Below are 18,637 nucleotides of genomic sequence, written 5' to 3'. Positions count from 1 at the left end.
GGCTCGATACCTGCCCGGCTTGATTCACTCGTTCCCCTCGGCTCCGGCCGACAGCAGTCTTTCCGCCAGCACGCGACAGCGCGCCCCGAGCTCCGGCGGGTCGAGTACCTCGAAGTCGTGCCCCAGCAGGAGCACGTGCATGAGCACGAAGTCGAGGCTGCCGGCGCCGCTGAGCACCTCGCAGAGTTCACTCCCCCGCTCTCGCACGACGGCCGCCGACGCCGGAATCTGCGCGCGCACTGTGCCGGCCGACGCGTGCACGAGGAAACGCGCCTGGTGCGGGTAGACCCGGCTCGCCACACTCTCCTGCACGTAAGTCGCCGCGTCGGGCGCCTCGCGCGGGCGAAACTTCCAGGCCCGTGCGGACACCTCGGTCATCCGGTCGACGCGGAAGCTGCGCCAGTCGTCGCGATCGAGGTCGTAGGCAAGCAGGTACCAGCGCCGGTCGGAGGCGACCAAGCGGTAAGGCTCGACCCGCCGCCTCCGTATCTCACTTCCTGGGGTCACCTCCCGGACGAAGTCTGGGGGAAGATAGTCGAAGCCGGCCTCGACCTCGTCGCGGCAGGCTCTGGCCAGCGTCATGAGCGCCCCGGGATCGACCGGCGTTCGGCCTCCGCCGAAGGACTCCACCGAGCCGGAGAGCGCGCGCACCTCGTGGCGCAACCGGGTGGGCAGCACCCGGTCGAGTTTGGTCAGCGCCCGGAGTGCGGCGTCGCCGGCGACCGCGCCACTCGCGCCGGCGAGCAGGGAGACCACGGTGGCGATCGCCTCCTCGTCGTCGAGAAGCAGCGGCGGCAGGTCCTGCCCCGCGCCGAGCCGGTAACCGCCGCCGACACCCTGGCTGGCATGCACCGGATAGCCGAGCGTGCGCAGCCGCTCGACATCACGCCGTACCGTGCGCGGCGTGACCCCGAGCCGGTCGGCTAGCTCGGGGCCGGTCCAGACCTGGCGCTGCTGCAGCAGCCCGAGCAGGGTGAGCACCCGCTCCGTCGTGCCCCGCTCCTCACCGCTCGCGACGTCCATGGATCCACTTTGCCAGAGATAGCGGACCGATCCTGTCCGCTAGAAGTGCCAAGGTGAGCTCATGGACGCAAACGAACTCGACTGGAACCGGCCCCTGCGCGAGCAGTGGGAGTTCCACTGGAACCATCAGCTCCGAGCCAGGCTCGACGGCCTCACCGACGACGAATACTTCTGGTCGCCGGTGCCGGACGCCTGGAGTGTGCGGCCGCGCGGCAGCTCGACGGCGCCGGTGCAGGCCGGCACCGGGAACTTCACGATGGACTATGCCTTCCCCGAGCCGGTTCCAGCGGCCTTCACCACGATCGCCTGGCGACTCGGTCACGTCATCGTCGGCGTGCTCGGCGCGCGCAACGCGGCGCATTTCGGCGCGCCGGCGGCGTCGTACGAGACCTGGGAATACGCCGGGAGCGCGGCCGGCGCGCTCGACCAGCTCGAGGCTCAGCTCGACGTCTGGCTGGCCGGAGTGCGCGGCCTCGACAATGCCGCGCTCCGGGTCCCGGTCGGCGCGAAGGAGCCCTACCCCAAGGCGCCCATGGCCGATCTGGTGCTGCACATCCACCGCGAGCTGATCCACCACCTGTCCGAGGTCTGTCTGCTGCGCGACCTCTACCTGCACACTGAAACCACTACGAACGGAGCATCCCGATGAGCCGCCACATCCAGGTCACCTTCGACGCCCACGACCCGCGGACCCTGTCGTCCTTCTGGCGCGATGTCCTGGGCTACGTCCACCCCGCCCCACCGGGAGTGGACCTGCCCGAGGGTGCCGACCCGCTGGCCGCGTGGGACGAGTTCCTCGTCCGGGTCGGTGTCCCGGAAGAGCAGCGCAACTCGAGCTCGGCCGTCGAGGACCCGGACGGACACGGCCCACGGCTGTTCTTCCAGCAGGTGCCGGAGGACAAGGTCGCCAAGAACCGCGTCCACCTCGACGTCCGGGCTGCCCCCGGACTACAGGGAGACGAGCGGATGGCGGCGCTGGAGGTCGAGTGCGAGCGGCTTCTCGCACTGGGAGCGGCGAGGGTACGTCGCGACGAGCCCGCTCCCCCGATGAGCAACGGCTACATCGTCATGACCGACCCCGAGGGCAACGAGTTCTGTTTGGACTGACGCGGCTCGGCCACCATCAGTCCTCAGTGGACTCGGCGAGTGGAGCGCAGCAGGTCAGGTCCTGTGCGCCGAACTGAGCCGTTCCGCCATCCAAACCCGCCGAAAAGTGGCTGGCCGCTTGGGGGAACAATGACGCCGCATGACGCTGAGTCCGACCTTCATCGACTTTTCGGCCGACCCGCCTCGAACGGCGAACGCCTCCGTTCAGGCGCAGGGGGCGGACAACGCCGGGAACCACTGGATCATCGGCGCGGGCGGCAGTGTGCGGGTGCGGTTCGCCGGCGACGCCCAAGCCGACGAGGTGACGTTGAAGATCCGCGCGCTGGTGTCGAAGAACGGATCGGCCGTGGGGTACGCACCACTGGACGTCGTGGTCAACGGGCAGGTCGTCATCGAGCGGTTCCGGATCCCGGGCGGTGGCGACCTGCCGCAGACGATGACGTTCGTGGTGCCGGGCGACTGGCTGGCCGGGGACAACACGCTCGAACTACGCAGCGCCGCGGCTGCCCGATCGATGTTGTGGCTCTACGACGTGCTGCTGGAATCGGTCTGGGACCGCGACGCCGCGGAACGAGCCATGCTGACCGACGGTGCCAAGAAATCGGCGTTCACCTACCGCACCTACCACTCGGACGGACACCTGTGGGACTGGCAGCCGGCTCCCCGGCTGCGGTTGTGGATCGACGACGGCCGGGAGGCGATCCCCGGGGAGCTGACCTGGCGCGGCACGGACGGAAGTGAAGGGGCCCTTACCTTCGCGCGGGAGATGGACACCTTCCTCGGTCACGTCCGTACCGCCGAGGGGCGGTGGTCGCAGCTTCGAGGCGACCTGGTCGAGCGCGCGGAGCGACCGGCCGAGCCGGGGCAGCGGTTCCAGACCTACGTCAGCTGGGACGGGGACTGGCATGGAGCCGGTCAACTGGGCGTGCACGTGGACACCGGGGGCGCGCCGATCGAGCGGCTGGGCTGGCGGGATCAGCGCGGCAACCTGGCTTCGATCGGACTGGCCGGCGACGGCTCCTCGTTCATCGGGTACGCGCAGCGCGTCAACGAGGGCCCGATCGGGTACTACGGCTCGATTGTCCGTCCCGTCGCCGTCCCCGAGGTCGACGACAAAGCCGGTCCCCTCCGTCGATGACCGGCCGGTTCCGCTCGACGACGTCCGCGCGGACGAGACCGGTCAGGCCAGGGACGAGAACGGGGAACTGGTCTGCCTCATGTTCACCGCCTGCGACTTGTAGGTTCCCGGTGTCGTCGGTGTCCACCGCGTCGGCGCACGGACCGGGTCATACCGGATCCGCGGGCCGCACGGCGGGGATCCGGCCACCGCGGAAGGCGTCCACGAACAACCGGTGATCCTCCCGGGTCTGGTCGGCATAGGCCATCCCGAACTCGGTCAGCACGCGCACGAACTCGTCTTCGTCGTCGCCGATCACACCGGCGATGGCCGCCTCACTCTGGAAGCCGACCAAGGTCTGCTCGGAGTCGGAGTCCGACACGCAGTGCATCTTCGCCGTGGCACGGCCCAAATAGGCCAGCACCGGCTGCATTTCGGCCGGCTCGGTCAGCTCCGACCAGTCCAGATCGTTGGTGTAGGGCGACAATTCGGCGACCACGAAGCCGATGCCGCCGATGTCGGTGTGGCCGAGCCAAGGATCCGCGTGCGCCTGCAGCGCGCGTTGCGACACCGCGGTGCGGTGCCCTTCGTGCACGAAGTAGTCACGGATACGCTGCTCGTCCACGATCCGGCTGGGCGCGGCCACGTTGCCTTGTTTCATCGACAGGACAACGTCGTTCTCGAGCGCCTGGGTGCGCCCCTCGACCAGGACGTTGTACGCCGGCAGTCCCGCCGAACCGATTCCGAACCCGGTCCGGCCGACGATATCCTTGACCCGGTAGGTGATACTGCCGAACCGCTTCCCTTTCGGGATGGTGTCCAAATAGGACTCGAAGGCCCGGCGCGCGATCTCGTGCTCCGCGGCGTCGAGCACCCGCACGCCGGGCCCGTGCCGGAACCGGCGGTCGTAGTCCTCCACTGTGGTCACCTCGTCCAGCAGGTCGATCCGGGTCTTCAGCCTGGCGCGCAGCAACGCGTCGTGCAGCACTCCCTCGGTGCTGTCCAGGTGCAGCCGGACCAGCTCGTCACCGGGGCGCTCGGCATAGTCGTGGACTTGCCGCACATAAGCCCGCAGATAGGTGCCGAGCAGCGTCACGATGTCCTTGTCGGAGATGGCCTTGCTCCACGCCAGCAACGCGACACTGGCCACCAGCCGCTTGAGGTCCCAGGTGAAACAGCCGAGATAGGCCTCGTCGAAATCGTTGACATCAAAGACAAGCGTCCCTGACGAGTCCATGTAGCTGCCGAAGTTCTCCGCGTGCAGGTCGCCCTGGATCCACACCCGGCTGGTCTGCTCGTTCGCCCAAGGATCGTGTTCACCGGCCATGTCCGCGTAGAACAGGCACGCCGCGCCGCGGTAGAAGGCGAACGGCGCCGCGGCCATCTTGCGGAACTTGCGCCGGAACGCGTCCGCGTCCGCGCGCATGAGGTCATCGAACGCCTCCACCAGCACGTCGACGATCTGCGCCTGACGCTGCTCGGTGCCCAGTTCGTGAATCCGTCCGACAACACCTGTCATCAACACCTCCAGATCACCCCTCACGGTGCCACAGGTCGCGCCGGCGCGCCTCGACGTTCACGTAACGCGGCCGCCGGACGCCACGACATAACGTGGCCGGTGTCAGCGCAGCGAGGAGGCCTCCGTGGGTACTCCACACACACAGGCAGGTCAGCCTGCGCCTCGCCAACCGGACCATCCACCTGGTCACCGCCGACGGGTCGTCCCACACCTGTTCCTATCCCGGGGCTAGCGCTGCACCACCACATCAACGGCGCCCCCACCGGACAGGTGCGGGTTCCCCAGGGCGACCAACCGGACGGCTCGCTGTCCACGAGATGACCGCGTCAGCGCCGATCACCTGCACGTGTCGCAAGACGTAGCAGGTGCCGGATTTTCGCCGTGCCCGGGTGCGACGCCCAACGGTGTTGCCGCGCCGGTGGAAATTCGACTGAACCATAAGCCGCCGTGGGTCGTGTGAACGGTGTCAGGGTTGCCGCAGGATCGAGGTAGCTGACCGCGTCCCCCCGCTTCCCTCACCCTTTGCCGGGGTACTGACGGGAAGCCTGGCCATGGCATCAGCTCGTGTGCTGCGGGCGACGACGGGAGAAGTGATCACCATGGATCCAGCAACGCTGAACCATCGGGAATACGCGATCCTCTGCGCGGTCGCCCAAGGACGCGGAGAGTTGCTCGCCGGTTGCGAACCCGACCTGTCCGTCGATGGCGGCTGGTGCGACCACACCGCCGTCACCCACCTCGTCGGCGGCGGCTGGATCTGCTCGGCCCGCCCCGCGCGGGTCGGGGACCGGGTCCCCGCTCGTCTGACCGACGCGGCCCGCGACGCCCTCGCACCCCACCACCCACAGTCAGCCTGACCGGCTAGCCCGTCGGGCGTAACGCCGGGAAGCACTTTCTCGCCAAAGTGCCGGGGCTCGCTCCCCAGCACGCCACGTTTGACCTTCCCATCGATAACACTCACGACCCCGGCGCGCCGTTCGGGCCGGTGTCGACGATGCCCTCGCCGAAGGCCGCGGCGAGGGCTTTCGCGATCAGGCCGGGCAGTTCGGTCCGTCCGTCGTCCTCGGCCCAGCGCACCAAGGCCGTGTGCATCGCGGCCAGGCAGGCGCTGGCTGCCGCATGGGCACCGAACGCCGTGTCAGGATCGGCGGCGTCGTCCCCGAGGGCGTCGACGATGGCCTGCTGAAGGGCGTAGTTGTTGTCCAGATGCTTTGCCCGCAAGGCCGGTGTCGAGATCATGAGCCGGAGGCGGGCCAGCAGGAACTGCTTGCCCGCCAGGTCGTCTCCGGTCAGCGTCGTGGCCGCGTCGATGAGCGCACTGCCGATGCGGCGGACCAGTGGCTGAGCGGCGGACGACGCGGCGATCCGCTCCGCGACGAGCCGGCCACGCTGGTCGACGAGCACGAGGTCTTCTTTCGTGGGGAAGTGCCGATAGACGGTCATGGGCGACACGCCCGCGGCTTCGGCGACGTCGGTCACGGTCGTGGCGTCGTATCCGCGCTCGGTGAACAGCCGTACCGCGTGCGCCTGAATCGCGCGCTGCGTCTCGGCTCGTCGGTGCGCTCGCAACGTTGAGTGCTGCTCGGTCATGTGATAGACACTACCTCAGTGATAGTAACTACCAGATTGGTAGCAACTAACAACATGGGGTGGTTGACATGAGTGATCTGACCGGCAGAACGGCTCTCGTGACCGGAGCATCGCGCGGCATCGGGCAGGCGATCGCGACCCGGCTGGCGGCGAACGGGGCAGTGGTCATCGTGCACTTCGGCACGGACAAGGACGGCGCGACGGCGACGGTCGACGAGATCGAACGTACCGGCGGAACCGCGCTCGCCGTCGGGGCGAAGCTGGGCGTGGACAACGACGTCGAGACGCTCTTCGCGGGAGTCGAGGCCGGCCTGGCCGGGCGGCCGCTCGACATCCTGGTCAACAACGCGGCGGCAACGCCCGCCGGTCCGCTCGGAACCACGACCCGGACGGAGTTCGACCACCTCTTCGCGGTGAACGTGCGAGCGCCGTACTTCATCATCCAGCGAGCCTTGCCCCTGCTCCGCGACGGTGGCCGCATCGTCACGATCTCGTCCGTGGCGACCCGGATGGCCAACCCCACCCAGACGTCCTTCGCCATGACGAAGGGCGCGGTCGAGACGATGAGCAGGACCTTGGCCAACGAGCTCGGGATCCGGGGAATCACGGTGAACGCGGTCGCTCCCGGCGCCACCCGGACCGCGACCAACGGACCGGCCTTCGAAGTGCCAGGCCTGGCCGACTTCATCACCGGCACGACGGCGCTCGATCGACTGGGCGAGCCCGACGACATTGCCGACATAGTCGCGTTTCTCGCCTCCGATGCCGCGCGCTGGATCACCGGTCAGGTCATCGACGCGAGCGGTGGCCTGTTCCTCGGCCCGCGCGTCTGAACGCAGCTTGTCGACCCTCTACCCGAAAACGCCTCGTAGGCACGAGCGTGCGGCCCCCTATCCAGAGGGCCGCACGCTCGTCCTCAGGGATTCCAGTCCACGACGACCTGCGCGCGATGGAAACGTCGCGCGATCAGGTCGTCGCGTTGGATCGCCCAGAAGATGGCCGCGCCCGCGCCCGGCCTGCTGACGTTGCACTCGGCCAGCAGGACCCAGTCATCGGCGTCGGACGACGTCGTGCCGGGGCCGGGCCGATAGCCCCCTTTCTCCGCCTGGATCGCGGCCCTGGCGGCCATTTCGACAGGATCACCGCCGTTGTAGTCCGTGCCGTATCCACCGATCAGCAGCGGCGCTCCACCCCACTGGTCCGCCCACACCTCGGCCAGTTCCTCGGAATGGGGATGTCCGGGCAGCGGCTCGGACCACGGCGGCCCCGGAAGCTCGACCGTGCCGACGAAGGGCAGGGAGATATCGGCCGTCAGGCGCAGCTCGCCCTGCGGGAGCTCCCGGTAAACCCCGGCGTACTCCTCCTCATCGGCAGGAAAGTGGGGCGGATACTTCTCTCGTTCCTCGACTGCCGCGCCTGCCGGTACATAGACCACGTCGCCCATGCCGTCCTCTTCGGGAAAGCCGAAGAACATCAGCTTGCCGCCGGACGGCAGCGGAAGATCCGTCACGTCCGCCGGAAGGGCCGCGCAGTCGATGGTGGCGAGAAGGGGGTAAGTGGGGTCCTCGGCGTCGGCGGGAAGCAGCACGGGTCCGCCGAACCGGCCCACGACCGGTCCATCCCCGCCCTCCGTCAGGAGTGCGCACGGGCGGACGAGCCCCATCCATCGCTCCACGTCGGCAGCCGCGATGTCCCGCTCGAGCGCTTCGGCACGGATCTGATCGAGGATCTTCACATTTCGGGAATTCACGGGGGAACCATAGGGCAGGGGCACGACACTTTCGGTGCCCCCACAGGGATTCGGCGACGCTTCCGGCTCGCATAGGGTTCACCGGTGCCTGATGAAAAGATCGCGATCGACGACCCACGCGCGGCGGACGTCCGGACATTGCTGGAGCGCCACCTGGAGTTCACCGACTCCCAGAGCCCTCCCGAGGATGTCCACGCCCTCGACGTGGACGGTCTCCTCGACCCCGCCGTCACGTTCTTCAGCTTCCGCCTCGACGGGGTACTTCTCGGAATCGCAGCACTGAAGCAGCTCACCGAACATCACGCCGAGGTGAAGTCCATGCACACCGCTTCGGCGGCGCGGGGCCGCGGGATCGGGCGAGCGCTGGTCGACCATCTCATCGAGGTCGCCCGCGATCGCGGCCTGGAGCGGCTGAGCCTTGAGACCGGGTCCGTGGCGTCGTTCGCGCCCGCGCGGGCACTGTACGCAAATGCGGGATTCAGGCCGTGCGAACCGTTCGGCGATTATGTCCCCAGTCGCCACAGCACCTTTATGACGTTGGTGCTGGACGCCCGGAGATGAGGGAGCCGGCGTGGGTTTCCGGTTTGTCCGGAGTGAGGGGCTGACCACGGCGACGTCCACGATCGCCGGTTCAAGCCGCGCCGCGGCCTCTCGCCCGCTTCGTCTGGCGGCGCGCCGGCCTTGGGGAGTTCACACCGCGGGCGCGGTGACGAGCGCGGGCGAGATGTCCATGTGCACCTGGTAGGCGACGATCTGCGCACCGGACATCTCGATCACGGTGACACACGGAAGCCGCAGTTCGATGCCGTCGGGCTTCGTGACCTCGATGACGAAGCGGCAGAACAGCTGCGACCCGACGTGCGCGATCTGTTCGACGTGATGCCGCGCGGGGTGGATCGCCGAGACGGTGCCCGCCGTGGACTCGGCGATCGCCGCCCGGCCGGTCAACGGTTCGTTGTTGCCGAACCGGAACACCGCGGACTCGCTGAAGAACGACGCGAACGTCTCCCCGTCACCGGCATCGGCCGCCGCGCACATCGTGTGGACCATGCGCTCGGTCCGCTCCACTGTGGACTCCACCATCAGTCGCCTGCCGGCTTCGGCGCCAAGGAAAGCCCGTGGCGGGTCATGACCTCCGCGACCTTCGTCATGTCACGCGGTCCCGGTGGCAGCTGGCTGAGCTCCCGGTAGTAGTTCTCCAGACCGGGAGGCGACACGACGGCGATGACCCGGGTCTCCTCGTCGAACGGGTTGTGGAACATATGCGGGACACCGCGCGGCATCTGGATGACCGAACCGGCGGGGATGATGTGCTCGGTCCCGTCGAGCTGGACGGCGACCTTGCCCGCCACGCAGATGAACAGTTCGTCCTCTCGGCTGTGCGTGTGGGTCGGCGGGCCGCCTGTGCCGGGCGGAACCACGTACTCGAACAGCGAATAGGCCCCGGCGGTGTCGGCTCCGGTCAGCTTGACCAGGATGCCGAGTCCGATGGCGCCGGTGTTCTCGCCCGCTCCGGGGCCGATCACCGGGCTCAGGTTGGTCTCCATGTATGGCTCCTCACCGGCCGTTCGGCCGTCTTCGAAGTGGACCTGTCCGGACATTACCCACGCCCGGGGACGACCACCCAGCTCCAGTCCCGCTCGGCGGGACTCCCAGGTCGGGTCGGGGCCCACCTGCCCAGCGGAAGTGCCGGGGCTCGCTCCATAGCGACGGCACACTTTGGCCTCGTCAGACGTTGTCGGAGGTTCGGAGGTCGGCGGCGGGTTGGGGGACGTCCTGCGCGAGGCGCCGCAAGACCGTTGGAGTGATGTCCCGGTACGCCGCCGGGTCGACCGGGTTGAGCCAGTGCGACGCCCGGATCCTCGTCTTGATGTTGACGTCGAGGTCGCCGAGCACCTCGTCGACGTTGTGCATGGAGAACGGGATGATCTTCGTGCCCCGGCAATGGTGCTTGTCGGTGGCGGTGTCGAGGAAGGCCAGCTGGTCGACGACGGCCTGCCGCATGGCCACACTGTCGGGCAGGGGCACCGCGCCGGCGACGTCGGCCGCGATCCACACCGCGGCCATCTCCGCGTTCAACGGGCTGAAGAACGACGAGTTGTAGCCGTTGAAGTACAAGCCGGGCACGTCTACCGGCAGGATCTGCCGGTAGAGCATGAAGTTCCCGCGTTCGTCGAAGAGCCGCTGCTGGACGTCGTCGGCGAGGAACGGAACCCCTTGGGTGAAGCCGGTCGCGCAGACGACGAGGTCTGCGGGCAGTTTCGTGCCGTCGCCGAGTTCGGCGAACGGCTTGCCGTTGTCGGCGAAGAGCCGCGAAACAGTTTGGTCGCGGTGCACGGTGATACTGCCGTCCGCGACGCCTTCGAAGAACCCCTCGGTCGCGAGGCCGATGGCGCCGCGGACGATGTCCTCCATCTGTCCCGAAGGCACCAGGCCGAGCTTGTCGAGGCCGAACTGCCGCACCGACACCGAGCCGATCGAGTTGAGCATCTTGCGGCGCAGGCCGTTGCCGGGACCGTGCAGGAACTTCTCGACCCCGCGCAGCCGGAGGTAGCGGAAGAGGGCCTCGCCCATCCGGGTCAGCAGCAGCATCTTGAAGTTGAGGAAGCCCCCGATCTTGCGCGGCACCTTCCACAGCAGCTGCCGGGCGATGACGTCGGTGCTCGCGGCGATCCCGCTGAGCGCCACGGTCACGTCGCAGGCCGACTTGCCGTAACCCACCACCAGCACGTGTTTTTCGCGCGCCTGCTCGGCGTCGTGGAACTCACTGCCCGCGCACAGCCGTCCGCCGGTCGCGGTGAACTCGTCCAGTCCCGGGTACGCCGGGACGGCGGGTTCGCAGAAGACGCCGTTGGCGACGACGAGCCGGTCGAAGGTCTCGGCGCCACCGTGGGTTTCGACCGTCCAGCCGTCCGCGGTCTGACGCGCTGCCGTGACCTCGGTATCGAGCCGCAGGGCGCGGTCGACGCCGAACTTCGTGGCGTAAGCGGCGAAGTAGGCCTGGACCTGTGCCCCGGTCGGCCACTCCGGATAGTCCTCGGGCATCGGGAAGTCCGAGAGCGAGTACTGCGCCTTCGGGCTCTGTGTCGTCACCCCGGGATAGCGCCGCGTGCGGCTCCACACTCCGCCGACGTTCGGTGCCTTGTCGAAGACCTGGACGTCGTGCCCGGCCGCCAAGAGCACTTTCGCGGTGGCGAGCCCGGCGACACCCGCTCCGATGATCGCGATCCTCGCCTGTCCTTCCCGCGAGCCTTCCCGCGAGGGAAGCATGTTGCCGCCACCCAGAGTCACCGTCGTCTCCTTCGGATCGCCGCACCGCCGGATCGCCGGTGTCCGCGTGCACAGCGTGGGGCGCGGTCTCGGCGATCCGCAAACGCCGGTCCCGCTTAGCGGGACAACGGTCAACGACGCGTCGAGTAGGCGCGGGACGCCGCGGCCCCGGCGAGCCGGACGGCGGGGCCGATCCGGTTGGCGTGCACGAGTTTGCTGGGGCCGGTGACAGACAGCGCCGCGACGACGTCGCCCAGCGGGCCGAAGATCGGGGCGGCCACGCAGGTCACGCCGACGTTGCCCTCTTCGCGGTCCAATGCCCAGCCCTGGTCCGGAATCGCGGTCAATTCGCGCAGCACGGCCACCGGGCTGGTGAGGGTGCGCGACGTCCGCGCCGGCATGCCCGCGCCGAGCACCGCGTCGACGGTCGCCCGGTCACGGTAGGCGAGGATCGCGCGGCCCAGCCCTGAGCAGTACGCGGGGATCGTCCCGCCCGCCTGCGAGAGCACCGGCGACGGGCGGTGCCCGGTGATCTTCTCCACGACCAGGATCTGCGTCCCGTCGAGCACACCGAGCTGCACGGTCGTCTTCGTCGCGTTGTGCAGGTCCTGTAGGAAGGGCAGCACGGCCTCGCGCAGCTCGTGCCGGATCGGCGCCAGGCTGGAGATCTCGAACAGGCGGTTGCCGATCCGGTACTTCTCCCTCGGCTTGTCCAGCCAGCCGAGCCGGATCATCCGGTCGGCGGTGCGGTGCGTGGTCGACCGCGGCATGCCGCTGCGCTCCACCAGCGCCGCCAGGGTGAGCTCCCGGTGGGTGGCGTCGAAGGCGCCCAAGATCGCCGCCGCCCGGTCGAGCCCGCCCATGGCGTCGGAACTGCCGTCCCGCGCAGCGGGACTCATCGTTGGCTCCACGAGTACATGCGGGACAGGCTAACCGGGTCGCGACCGGCGGCACAGCACCACGGACCCGGCTCGAACCCTGGAGGTCATCATCACCACTCGGATCGCGCTGGTCGGCGGCGGCGCCACCGGCATCGGATACGCGGCCGCCGAGCATCTGGCGCGCGCGGGCCACCGGGTCGTCATCACCGGACGCCGCGCGGAGCGGGTCGAGGCCGCGGCGTCGCGGCTGCGGGACCTTACCGGTGCCACTGTGGACGGCCTGGTGAGCGATGTCGCCGACCCGGATTCCGCGGAGACCACCGTCGGCGCGGTCGGCGCGCTCGACGTCCTCGTGCTCAACGCGGGCGGCCCGCCACCCGGTCGCATTCTGGATCTCGACGACAAGCGGTGGTACGAAGCCTTCCAATTGCTCCTGCTCGGTCCGTTGCGGCTGGCCCGGCTCGTCCTGCCGGGGATGGCCGAACGCGGCTTCGGGCGGGTGGTGTTCGTGACCTCCGCAGCCGTGCGCCAGCCGCAGCCCGACCTCGCGGCGTCGGTGGTGCTGCGGTCCGCGGTCACCGCGGCGGCCAAGCTGCTGTCGAAGGAGTTCGCCGCCGCCGGGGTGACCGTCAACTGCGTGGCCCCGGGCGCCACCGCGACCGAACGCCGACAGCAGATCCTGGACAGTCGCGCCCAGGCCGCGGGCCGCACCTACAGCGAAATCGACACCGAAGACGCCGCGTCGATCCCGGCCGGACGCGCGGGAGAACCCGCGGAAATCGGTGCGGCGGTGGCCTTTCTGGCCTCGGCGGCGGCGAGCTACGTGAACGGGACCGTGCTCACGGTCGACGGCGGACGAACGGAGACGATCTGATGGCCGAATCCGGGCCGGAGTTCAGGATGGGCGATTTCCTCGGCGCGATCTCGGCGGCGGTCCAGCCAGGTGCCGCGCGGCCGTTCGTCGTGCGGGCCAACGAACTCGAGACGCTGCCCGCCGGGGAAGTGCACAACCCGAGCACGCTGTCGATCGCGGGCAAGCTGCCGACGACGACGTTCGAGATCTTCCGGCAGACGATCCCGCCGGGCCTGAGCACCGACATGCAGCGGCACCACCACGAAACGGTGCACTTCGTCATCTCCGGTGACGGCCACACCGAACTCGAAGACGAGTCCGAGACCTGGTCGACCGGCGATTTCGTCTACACGCCACCATGGACCTGGCATCGGCACTACAACGACTCACCCGAGCATCCGGCCGAGTTCCTCACCATCGAGAACTCCCGGCTGCTCGGCCTTCTCGGCGTCGGACGGCGGCAGAGCGCCGGCCTCGTGACCGTGGAGGAAGCCCGCGCCCGCTTCGAAGGAGACCGGGCATGACCGAATTGCCCGAGCACATCAGCATCTGGGCCGAACTGTCCGATGTGGACCATGAGCTGCGGCACGTCGACGTGGGCGGGGTCCGCACCAGGGTGCTGCGAGCCGGGTCGGGGCCCGACCTGATCCTGTTGCACGGCACCGGCGGGCATCTCGAGGCCTATGCCCGTGACATCGCCGGGCTGGCCGCGGACTTCCAGGTCACCGCCTACGACATGGTCGGGCACGGCTGGTCCGATCTGCCCGACCTGCCTTACACGATCGACGTCCTGGCGGCCCACCTGATCGGGCTGATGGACACCCTCGGCATCGAGTCGGCGCATCTCTCGGGTGAATCGCTCGGCGGCTGGGTGGTCGCCTGGACCGCGGCGCACCATCCAGGACGGGTGGACCGATTGGTACTGAACACCCCCGGCAACATCGCGAACAAACCGGACGTGATGGCCAAGATGCGCGACAGCACCATGGCCGCCGTCCGGGATCCGAGCGACGAGACGGTCCGCCGCCGGGTGGAGTTCCTGTTCCACCACAAGGAGATGGTGACCGACGAGCTGGTGAACCTGCGCCGCGCGGTGTACAGCAGGCCCGGTTTCGTCCAGGCGATCACCAACACGCTGGTACTGCAGGATCCCGTGGTACGCAAGGACTTCGCCTGGGATCCGTCCTGGGTGGGAAAAGTAACCGCGCCGACGCTGTTGCTCTGGACCGAGCACGACCCCACCGGCGGGCTCGACGAAGCCGCGATGCTGCTGGACTGGCTGCCCGACGCGCGCCTGCACGTGATCGCCGACGCCGGGCACTGGCCACAGTGGGAGAAGACCGGCGAATACCTGCGCACCCACCGGGATTTCCTTCTGCTCGGAAAGGATCCGGCATGAGCGAGGTGATCGGGCTCGTCGCGATGTCGCACTCCCCCTTCGCGACCATGATGCCGCCGGAGGATGCCGCACAGCCGGGAGGCACCTTCCTCGCCGACGCCGCGCGCGTGGCCGAGGCCGTCGCCCGGCTGGCGCCCGACGCGATCGTCGTACTGGGCCCCGACCACTTCCACGCGAACTTCTACGACCTGATGCCGCCGTTCGTGCTCGGCGTCGAGGAGGTCGTCGGCTTCGGCGACTTCGGCAGCCGGTCGGGTCCGCTCCCGGTGGCCCCGAAGCTGGCGTGGTCGATCCGGGACGGGCTCACCGACGCCGGGTTCGACCTCTCGTTGTCCTACTCGCTCACCGTCGACCACGGCGTCGTGCAGAGCTACGACATGGTCCGCGGCAACGCCGACATCCCGATCGTGCCGCTGGTCGTCAATACCGCCGGGCCGCCGCTGCCGAGCATGTCGCGCTGCGTCGGCCTCGGGCACGCGCTCGGTGCCGCTATCCGCGGGGCCGAGTTCGACGGCCGGGTCCTCGTCGTCGCCAGCGGTGGCCTGTCCCATTGGCTGCCGTCCAACGACCCGCGCGATCCGTCGGTGGCCGGAGATCGCCGCGAGTCGATGATCCACGGGCGCAAGGACTCCCGCGCGTTCGCCGCCGCCCGCGAACCACGGGTTCGTGCGCTGGGCGGGAATCCCTCGGCCCAGGTCAACAACGCGTGGGACACCTGGTTCCTCAAGCAGCTCTCGGCCGCCGATCTCGCCCACGTAGTCACACTGGGCGACGAGGGCCTGGAGTTGCACGCGGGCAACGGCGGACACGAGATCCGGACCTGGCTGACCGGGCTCGCCGCGGTGGACCGGCCGTTCGTGTGGACCAGTTACGAGCCGGTTCCCGAATGGATCACCGGCATGGGCATCGGGACAACCTTCGCCGTCGACTGAACCACAGCGTGAGGACGCATTCCGGGCATTAGGCCAACTGCCTGAATTTGGCACGCGGAGGCAAACGTCGCACCCAGGATCGCTAGCCTGTGGCAGGCCATTCCATCGTTGATTACATTCCATCGTCGATTGAGGGAGCCTCATGACAGCGGCACGCACGGCGCCGGACATCCTTTCCGCCGAATTCGCGGCCAACCCCTATGCGGCGTACCGGATCATGCTGGACGACACGCCCCTGATCTGGCACGAAGCCATGCAGACCTACATCGTCTCGAGGTATGAAGACGTGGCGCGGGCCTTCAAGGAGCCCACCTTCACCACCGACAACTACGACTGGCAACTCGAACCCGCACACGGCCGCACGATCCTGCAGATGAGCGGGCGCGAGCACGCGGTGCGCCGGGCGCTGGTGGCACCGGCCTTCCGGGGAAGCGAACTCGAGCGGAAGTTCCTGCCGGTCATCGAAAGAAACTCGCGCGAATTGATCGACGCCTTCCGCGGCGCCGGGCGGGCCGATCTGGTCACCGACTTCGCGCGGCATTTCCCGATCAACGTCATCGTCGACATGCTCGGCCTGGACCGCGGCGACCACGAGCAGTTCCAGAAGTGGTACATGGCGATCATCGGTTTCCTGAGCAACCTGAGCCAGGACCCCGACGTCACCGCGGCCGGAATCGAGACCCGTGAGGAACTCGCGGCGTACCTGATCCCGATCATCCAGGAGCGGCGCGCGAACCCGGGCGACGACCTGCTGTCGACCCTGTGTGCCGCCGAGGTCGACGGCACACAGATGGACGACGAGGACATCAAAGCCTTCTGCAGTCTCCTGCTGGCCGCAGGTGGCGAAACCACGGACAAGGCCATCGCCAGCATCTTCAAGAACCTGCTGGAACATCCCGAACAGCTCGAAGCCGTCCGGGCCGACCGGAGTCTCATCCCCCGCGCGTTCGCTGAGACCCTGCGCTACACGCCGCCGGTGCACATGATCATGCGCCAGCCCGCCCAGGACGTCGAACTGGCCGGCGGTGTCGTCCCGGCGGGCAGCACGCTGACCTGCCTGATCGGCGCGGCCAACCGTGACGAGCGACGGTTCGCCCATCCCGACAGGTTCGACATCTTCCGGGACGACCTGCCGACCGACACCGCGTTCTCGGCCGCGTCCAAGCACCTCGCTTTCGCGCTGGGCCGCCACTTCTGCGTGGGCGCGCTGCTCGCGAAGTCCGAAATCGAGGTCAGCGTCGACCAGTTGCTCGACGCCATGCCCGACGTCAGGATCGACGACGACGTCACCCCGGTCGAGCAGGGGGTGTTCACACGAGGGCCCGCGTCCCTGCCCGTCCGGTTCACACCGGTGGGTTAGCCGTCACCACATCCCTGGCGTGGCGGGCTCCCTGGTGCGGGCGGCGACGTAGATCGGGGTGAACGTGACCGGGAGCGATTCCAGGCCGCGCATCCACACCGAGGGCCGCCACGCCAGGGAGTCCGCATGGACCGCCAGCCCCAGGTCGGGCAGGCGGTCCAACAGGACCTCGACGGTTTTCTTGGCGATGACCTCGGCCACTTCCGGTGCGGGGTAAGGACATCCGTGTTCCCCGTGGCCGAAGGACATGTGCGCCTGGTTGCCGACCGAGCCCGCCGACGCGTTCGGCCGGACCAATGGATCCGCGTTCGCCGCGGCCAGGCCGAGGATGAGCAGGTCGCCCGCGCGGACCCGCTGGTTGCCGAGCTGGGTGTCACGGGTGGCGAACCGGCCGATGAAGTTCTGCGTCGGCGTGTCCTGCCACAACACCTCGTTGAGGGCCTGGCCGACACTCCCCCGGCCGCCCGACAACGTCATCGCGAACCGGGCGTCGGTCAGCATGAGCCGGATCGTGTTGCCGATCCAGTTGGCCGTGGGCTGCTGCGCGGCCGCTGTCACCACGATCAGGTCGTTCAGGATCTCCTCGTCGCTGAGATGCGACGGGTGCGCCAGCAGCTGCGACGGGACGTCTGCGCCGGGGACCTCACGTTTGTGCGCCAGCAGCCGCGCCATGCTGGCCTGCACCCGCAGGTGCGCGTCCATGGCGTCGGGTCCGGCGTCCAGTGAGGTGGCGACGTCACGCACCAGGTCCGGGGTCTCGGACTCCGGCATGCCGAACATCTTCGCGACCGCGAGCAGCGGGATCTGCGTGGCGTACTGCGCGATGAGGTCCGCCTCGCCGGTACCGGCGAACGCGTCGATCAGGTTGTCGGCGATCCGCTCGCAATGCGTGCCCAGCTCGAACTGGTCGACCCCGGCGAGCGCGTCGCTGATGGCCCCGGCACGACGCCGGTGCTCCGGCCCTTCGGTGAACATGACCGACGCGTTGTGCGCGACATACGGCAGCAGAGGCCAGTCTCCGGGCACCTGCGGCCAGGCGTTCCAGCGCCGGGTGTCCCGGCCGAAGAGCTGCGAGTCGCTGGTGACCTGGTGGACCTCGCGATACCCGGAAACGAACCAGGCGGGGAGATCGCCGTCGAGCAGGACGGGGGCGACCGGGCCGAACTGCTGCCGGATCTGGGCGTAGAGCGCGGCGGGATCGGTCTGGAACTGCTGCCCGTACAGCCGGATCGGAGCCGGCGCGGTTTCGGGTGAGCGGTGGAAATCGGTCACGACGTGGTCTCCCTGGCGCTGGACAGGACGTAGAGATGGTTGACGAGGGCGATCAGGACCTGCTTGGACGAATCCCGGTGCCGCGCGTCGCAGTCGATCAGCGGGATGTGGTCGGGCAGGGTGAGCGCGCGGCGGATGTCGCTCAGCTCATGCGTCGGCGGCTCGAAGTTGTTGCGTGCCACGATGAACGGTGTCCCGTGGTGCTCGAGACGGTCGATGGCGTACCAGGAGTCCTCCAGCCGTCGCGCGTCCACCAGCACGACCGCGCCGAGGGTTCCGGAGAACAACCTGTCCCAGAGGAACCAGAACCGTTCCTGCCCCGGCGCGCCGAACAGGTACAGCACCATCTGCTCGTTCAAGCTGATCCGGCCGAAGTCGAAGGCGACCGTCGTGGTGGTTTTCGCTTGCGCGCCGGTGTTGTAGTCCACGCCGACACCGGCCTGGGTCATCGTTTCTTCGGTGCTGAGCGGATTGATCTCGCTCACCGAACGGACCATCGTCGTCTTGCCGACGCCGAACCCGCCGACGATCACGATCTTGAGGCCTTCGGTCGCGGTGGTCTGT

The 18,637-nt window shown here is 68.6% G+C and carries 21 protein-coding genes; 11 read left to right on the top strand and 10 right to left on the bottom strand.

Going from position 1 to position 18,637, the window contains the following annotated elements; translation table 11 throughout:
- Positions 1-24 precede the first annotated feature (24 nt).
- Positions 25-1,023, bottom strand: a complete 999-nt coding sequence (locus tag VGP60_RS14125; protein ID WP_327548434.1) for a YafY family protein — start codon at positions 1,021-1,023, stop codon at positions 25-27.
- A gap of 61 nt (positions 1,024-1,084) precedes the next feature.
- Here VGP60_RS14125 and VGP60_RS14120 point away from each other — a divergent pair, with 61 nt between their 5' ends.
- The 3 genes from VGP60_RS14120 to VGP60_RS14110 all read left to right on the top strand — a co-directional run bounded on the left by VGP60_RS14120 (position 1,085) and on the right by VGP60_RS14110 (position 3,268).
- Positions 1,085-1,672 (top strand): DinB family protein, encoded by a 588-nt coding sequence (locus VGP60_RS14120; RefSeq protein WP_327548433.1) that lies wholly within the window; start codon positions 1,085-1,087, stop codon positions 1,670-1,672.
- Positions 1,669-2,130: a VOC family protein gene (locus tag VGP60_RS14115; protein ID WP_327548432.1), complete on the top strand. Its 462-nt coding sequence runs from the start codon at positions 1,669-1,671 to the stop codon at positions 2,128-2,130. Before VGP60_RS14120 ends, VGP60_RS14115 begins: the two co-directional genes overlap by 4 nt.
- Before the next feature lie 139 nt (positions 2,131-2,269).
- A complete protein-coding gene (locus tag VGP60_RS14110) occupies positions 2,270-3,268 on the top strand; it encodes a hypothetical protein (RefSeq protein WP_327548431.1) in 999 nt (332 codons plus the stop codon).
- A gap of 148 nt (positions 3,269-3,416) precedes the next feature.
- On the opposite strand, the gene VGP60_RS14105 is transcribed toward VGP60_RS14110, so the two are convergent.
- The gene (locus tag VGP60_RS14105) at positions 3,417-4,766 is read right to left on the bottom strand and encodes a DUF2252 domain-containing protein (protein WP_327548430.1); all 1,350 of its coding nucleotides are present in this window, start codon (positions 4,764-4,766) and stop codon (positions 3,417-3,419) included.
- A gap of 551 nt (positions 4,767-5,317) precedes the next feature.
- Between VGP60_RS14105 and VGP60_RS14100 the strand changes: the two genes are divergently transcribed.
- Positions 5,318-5,623 (top strand): hypothetical protein, encoded by a 306-nt coding sequence (locus VGP60_RS14100; RefSeq protein ID WP_327548429.1) that lies wholly within the window; start codon positions 5,318-5,320, stop codon positions 5,621-5,623.
- 100 nt (positions 5,624-5,723) lie between these two features.
- Here VGP60_RS14100 and VGP60_RS14095 read toward each other — a convergent pair whose 3' ends face one another.
- The gene (locus VGP60_RS14095; protein ID WP_327548428.1) at positions 5,724-6,356 is read right to left on the bottom strand and encodes a helix-turn-helix domain-containing protein; all 633 of its coding nucleotides are present in this window, start codon (positions 6,354-6,356) and stop codon (positions 5,724-5,726) included.
- A 68-nt stretch (positions 6,357-6,424) separates the two neighbouring features.
- Between VGP60_RS14095 and VGP60_RS14090 the strand changes: the two genes are divergently transcribed.
- Positions 6,425-7,189 (top strand): SDR family oxidoreductase, encoded by a 765-nt coding sequence (locus VGP60_RS14090; RefSeq protein WP_327548427.1) that lies wholly within the window; start codon positions 6,425-6,427, stop codon positions 7,187-7,189.
- A gap of 83 nt (positions 7,190-7,272) precedes the next feature.
- Here VGP60_RS14090 and VGP60_RS14085 read toward each other — a convergent pair whose 3' ends face one another.
- Positions 7,273-8,106, bottom strand: a complete 834-nt coding sequence (locus tag VGP60_RS14085) for a DUF1963 domain-containing protein (RefSeq protein ID WP_327548426.1) — start codon at positions 8,104-8,106, stop codon at positions 7,273-7,275.
- 84 nt (positions 8,107-8,190) lie between these two features.
- Here VGP60_RS14085 and VGP60_RS14080 point away from each other — a divergent pair, with 84 nt between their 5' ends.
- On the top strand, positions 8,191-8,667 hold the full coding sequence (locus VGP60_RS14080) for a GNAT family N-acetyltransferase (protein WP_327548425.1): 477 nt from the start codon (positions 8,191-8,193) through the stop codon (positions 8,665-8,667).
- 129 nt (positions 8,668-8,796) lie between these two features.
- Here VGP60_RS14080 and VGP60_RS14075 read toward each other — a convergent pair whose 3' ends face one another.
- From VGP60_RS14075 to VGP60_RS14060, 4 genes are all read right to left on the bottom strand, one after another.
- Positions 8,797-9,189 carry a nuclear transport factor 2 family protein gene (locus VGP60_RS14075; protein WP_327548424.1) on the bottom strand — a complete coding sequence of 131 codons (393 nt, stop codon included), beginning with the start codon at positions 9,187-9,189 and terminating at the stop codon, positions 8,797-8,799.
- Complete coding sequence (locus tag VGP60_RS14070; RefSeq protein ID WP_327548423.1) at positions 9,189-9,653, bottom strand: cupin domain-containing protein; 465 nt, start codon at positions 9,651-9,653, stop codon at positions 9,189-9,191. The genes VGP60_RS14075 and VGP60_RS14070 overlap by 1 nt, the downstream gene beginning before the upstream one ends.
- Before the next feature lie 181 nt (positions 9,654-9,834).
- Positions 9,835-11,397, bottom strand: a complete 1,563-nt coding sequence (locus VGP60_RS14065) for an NAD(P)/FAD-dependent oxidoreductase (protein WP_327548422.1) — start codon at positions 11,395-11,397, stop codon at positions 9,835-9,837.
- A gap of 110 nt (positions 11,398-11,507) precedes the next feature.
- Positions 11,508-12,275, bottom strand: coding sequence for an IclR family transcriptional regulator (locus VGP60_RS14060; protein WP_327548421.1), 768 nt, complete (start codon positions 12,273-12,275; stop codon positions 11,508-11,510).
- A gap of 79 nt (positions 12,276-12,354) precedes the next feature.
- Between VGP60_RS14060 and VGP60_RS14055 the strand changes: the two genes are divergently transcribed.
- From VGP60_RS14055 to VGP60_RS14035, 5 genes are all read left to right on the top strand, one after another.
- On the top strand, positions 12,355-13,131 hold the full coding sequence (locus tag VGP60_RS14055) for an SDR family oxidoreductase (protein ID WP_327548455.1): 777 nt from the start codon (positions 12,355-12,357) through the stop codon (positions 13,129-13,131).
- Positions 13,131-13,634, top strand: a complete 504-nt coding sequence (locus VGP60_RS14050; RefSeq protein ID WP_327548420.1) for a cupin domain-containing protein — start codon at positions 13,131-13,133, stop codon at positions 13,632-13,634. Before VGP60_RS14055 ends, VGP60_RS14050 begins: the two co-directional genes overlap by 1 nt.
- Complete coding sequence (locus VGP60_RS14045) at positions 13,631-14,509, top strand: alpha/beta fold hydrolase (RefSeq protein WP_327548419.1); 879 nt, start codon at positions 13,631-13,633, stop codon at positions 14,507-14,509. Before VGP60_RS14050 ends, VGP60_RS14045 begins: the two co-directional genes overlap by 4 nt.
- Entirely contained in the window at positions 14,506-15,441 is a 936-nt protein-coding gene (locus VGP60_RS14040; protein ID WP_327548418.1) for a 2,3-dihydroxyphenylpropionate 1,2-dioxygenase, read from the top strand. The genes VGP60_RS14045 and VGP60_RS14040 overlap by 4 nt, the downstream gene beginning before the upstream one ends.
- A gap of 142 nt (positions 15,442-15,583) precedes the next feature.
- A complete protein-coding gene (locus VGP60_RS14035) occupies positions 15,584-16,801 on the top strand; it encodes a cytochrome P450 (protein WP_327548417.1) in 1,218 nt (405 codons plus the stop codon).
- A 3-nt stretch (positions 16,802-16,804) separates the two neighbouring features.
- On the opposite strand, the gene VGP60_RS14030 is transcribed toward VGP60_RS14035, so the two are convergent.
- Positions 16,805-18,073 carry a cytochrome P450 gene (locus VGP60_RS14030; RefSeq protein WP_327548416.1) on the bottom strand — a complete coding sequence of 423 codons (1,269 nt, stop codon included), beginning with the start codon at positions 18,071-18,073 and terminating at the stop codon, positions 16,805-16,807.
- Positions 18,070-18,606: an ATP/GTP-binding protein gene (locus VGP60_RS14025; RefSeq protein ID WP_327548454.1), complete on the bottom strand. Its 537-nt coding sequence runs from the start codon at positions 18,604-18,606 to the stop codon at positions 18,070-18,072. Before VGP60_RS14025 ends, VGP60_RS14030 begins: the two co-directional genes overlap by 4 nt.
- Positions 18,607-18,637 lie beyond the last annotated feature (31 nt).

Origin of the sequence: Amycolatopsis sp., from assembly GCF_036008905.1 — a bacterium.
In the GTDB taxonomy this organism is placed as follows: Bacteria; Actinomycetota; Actinomycetes; order Mycobacteriales; family Pseudonocardiaceae; genus Amycolatopsis.
This window is presented reverse-complemented; position numbering and strand designations above follow the sequence as displayed.

What these genes read in the sequence shown, in the direction of transcription:
- VGP60_RS14125 (WP_327548434.1), bottom strand. Translation starts at nt 1,023, where the DNA reads ATGGACGTCGCGAGCGGTGAGGAGCGGGGCACGACGGAGCGGGTGCTC.
- VGP60_RS14120 (WP_327548433.1), top strand. Translation starts at nt 1,085, where the DNA reads ATGGACGCAAACGAACTCGACTGGAACCGGCCCCTGCGCGAGCAGTGG.
- VGP60_RS14115 (WP_327548432.1), top strand. Translation starts at nt 1,669, where the DNA reads ATGAGCCGCCACATCCAGGTCACCTTCGACGCCCACGACCCGCGGACC.
- VGP60_RS14110 (WP_327548431.1), top strand. Translation starts at nt 2,270, where the DNA reads ATGACGCTGAGTCCGACCTTCATCGACTTTTCGGCCGACCCGCCTCGA.
- VGP60_RS14105 (WP_327548430.1), bottom strand. Translation starts at nt 4,766, where the DNA reads ATGACAGGTGTTGTCGGACGGATTCACGAACTGGGCACCGAGCAGCGT.
- VGP60_RS14100 (WP_327548429.1), top strand. Translation starts at nt 5,318, where the DNA reads ATGGCATCAGCTCGTGTGCTGCGGGCGACGACGGGAGAAGTGATCACC.
- VGP60_RS14095 (WP_327548428.1), bottom strand. Translation starts at nt 6,356, where the DNA reads ATGACCGAGCAGCACTCAACGTTGCGAGCGCACCGACGAGCCGAGACG.
- VGP60_RS14090 (WP_327548427.1), top strand. Translation starts at nt 6,425, where the DNA reads ATGAGTGATCTGACCGGCAGAACGGCTCTCGTGACCGGAGCATCGCGC.
- VGP60_RS14075 (WP_327548424.1), bottom strand. Translation starts at nt 9,189, where the DNA reads ATGGTGGAGTCCACAGTGGAGCGGACCGAGCGCATGGTCCACACGATG.
- VGP60_RS14070 (WP_327548423.1), bottom strand. Translation starts at nt 9,653, where the DNA reads ATGGAGACCAACCTGAGCCCGGTGATCGGCCCCGGAGCGGGCGAGAAC.
- VGP60_RS14060 (WP_327548421.1), bottom strand. Translation starts at nt 12,275, where the DNA reads ATGAGTCCCGCTGCGCGGGACGGCAGTTCCGACGCCATGGGCGGGCTC.
- VGP60_RS14050 (WP_327548420.1), top strand. Translation starts at nt 13,131, where the DNA reads ATGGCCGAATCCGGGCCGGAGTTCAGGATGGGCGATTTCCTCGGCGCG.
- VGP60_RS14045 (WP_327548419.1), top strand. Translation starts at nt 13,631, where the DNA reads ATGACCGAATTGCCCGAGCACATCAGCATCTGGGCCGAACTGTCCGAT.
- VGP60_RS14040 (WP_327548418.1), top strand. Translation starts at nt 14,506, where the DNA reads ATGAGCGAGGTGATCGGGCTCGTCGCGATGTCGCACTCCCCCTTCGCG.
- VGP60_RS14035 (WP_327548417.1), top strand. Translation starts at nt 15,584, where the DNA reads ATGACAGCGGCACGCACGGCGCCGGACATCCTTTCCGCCGAATTCGCG.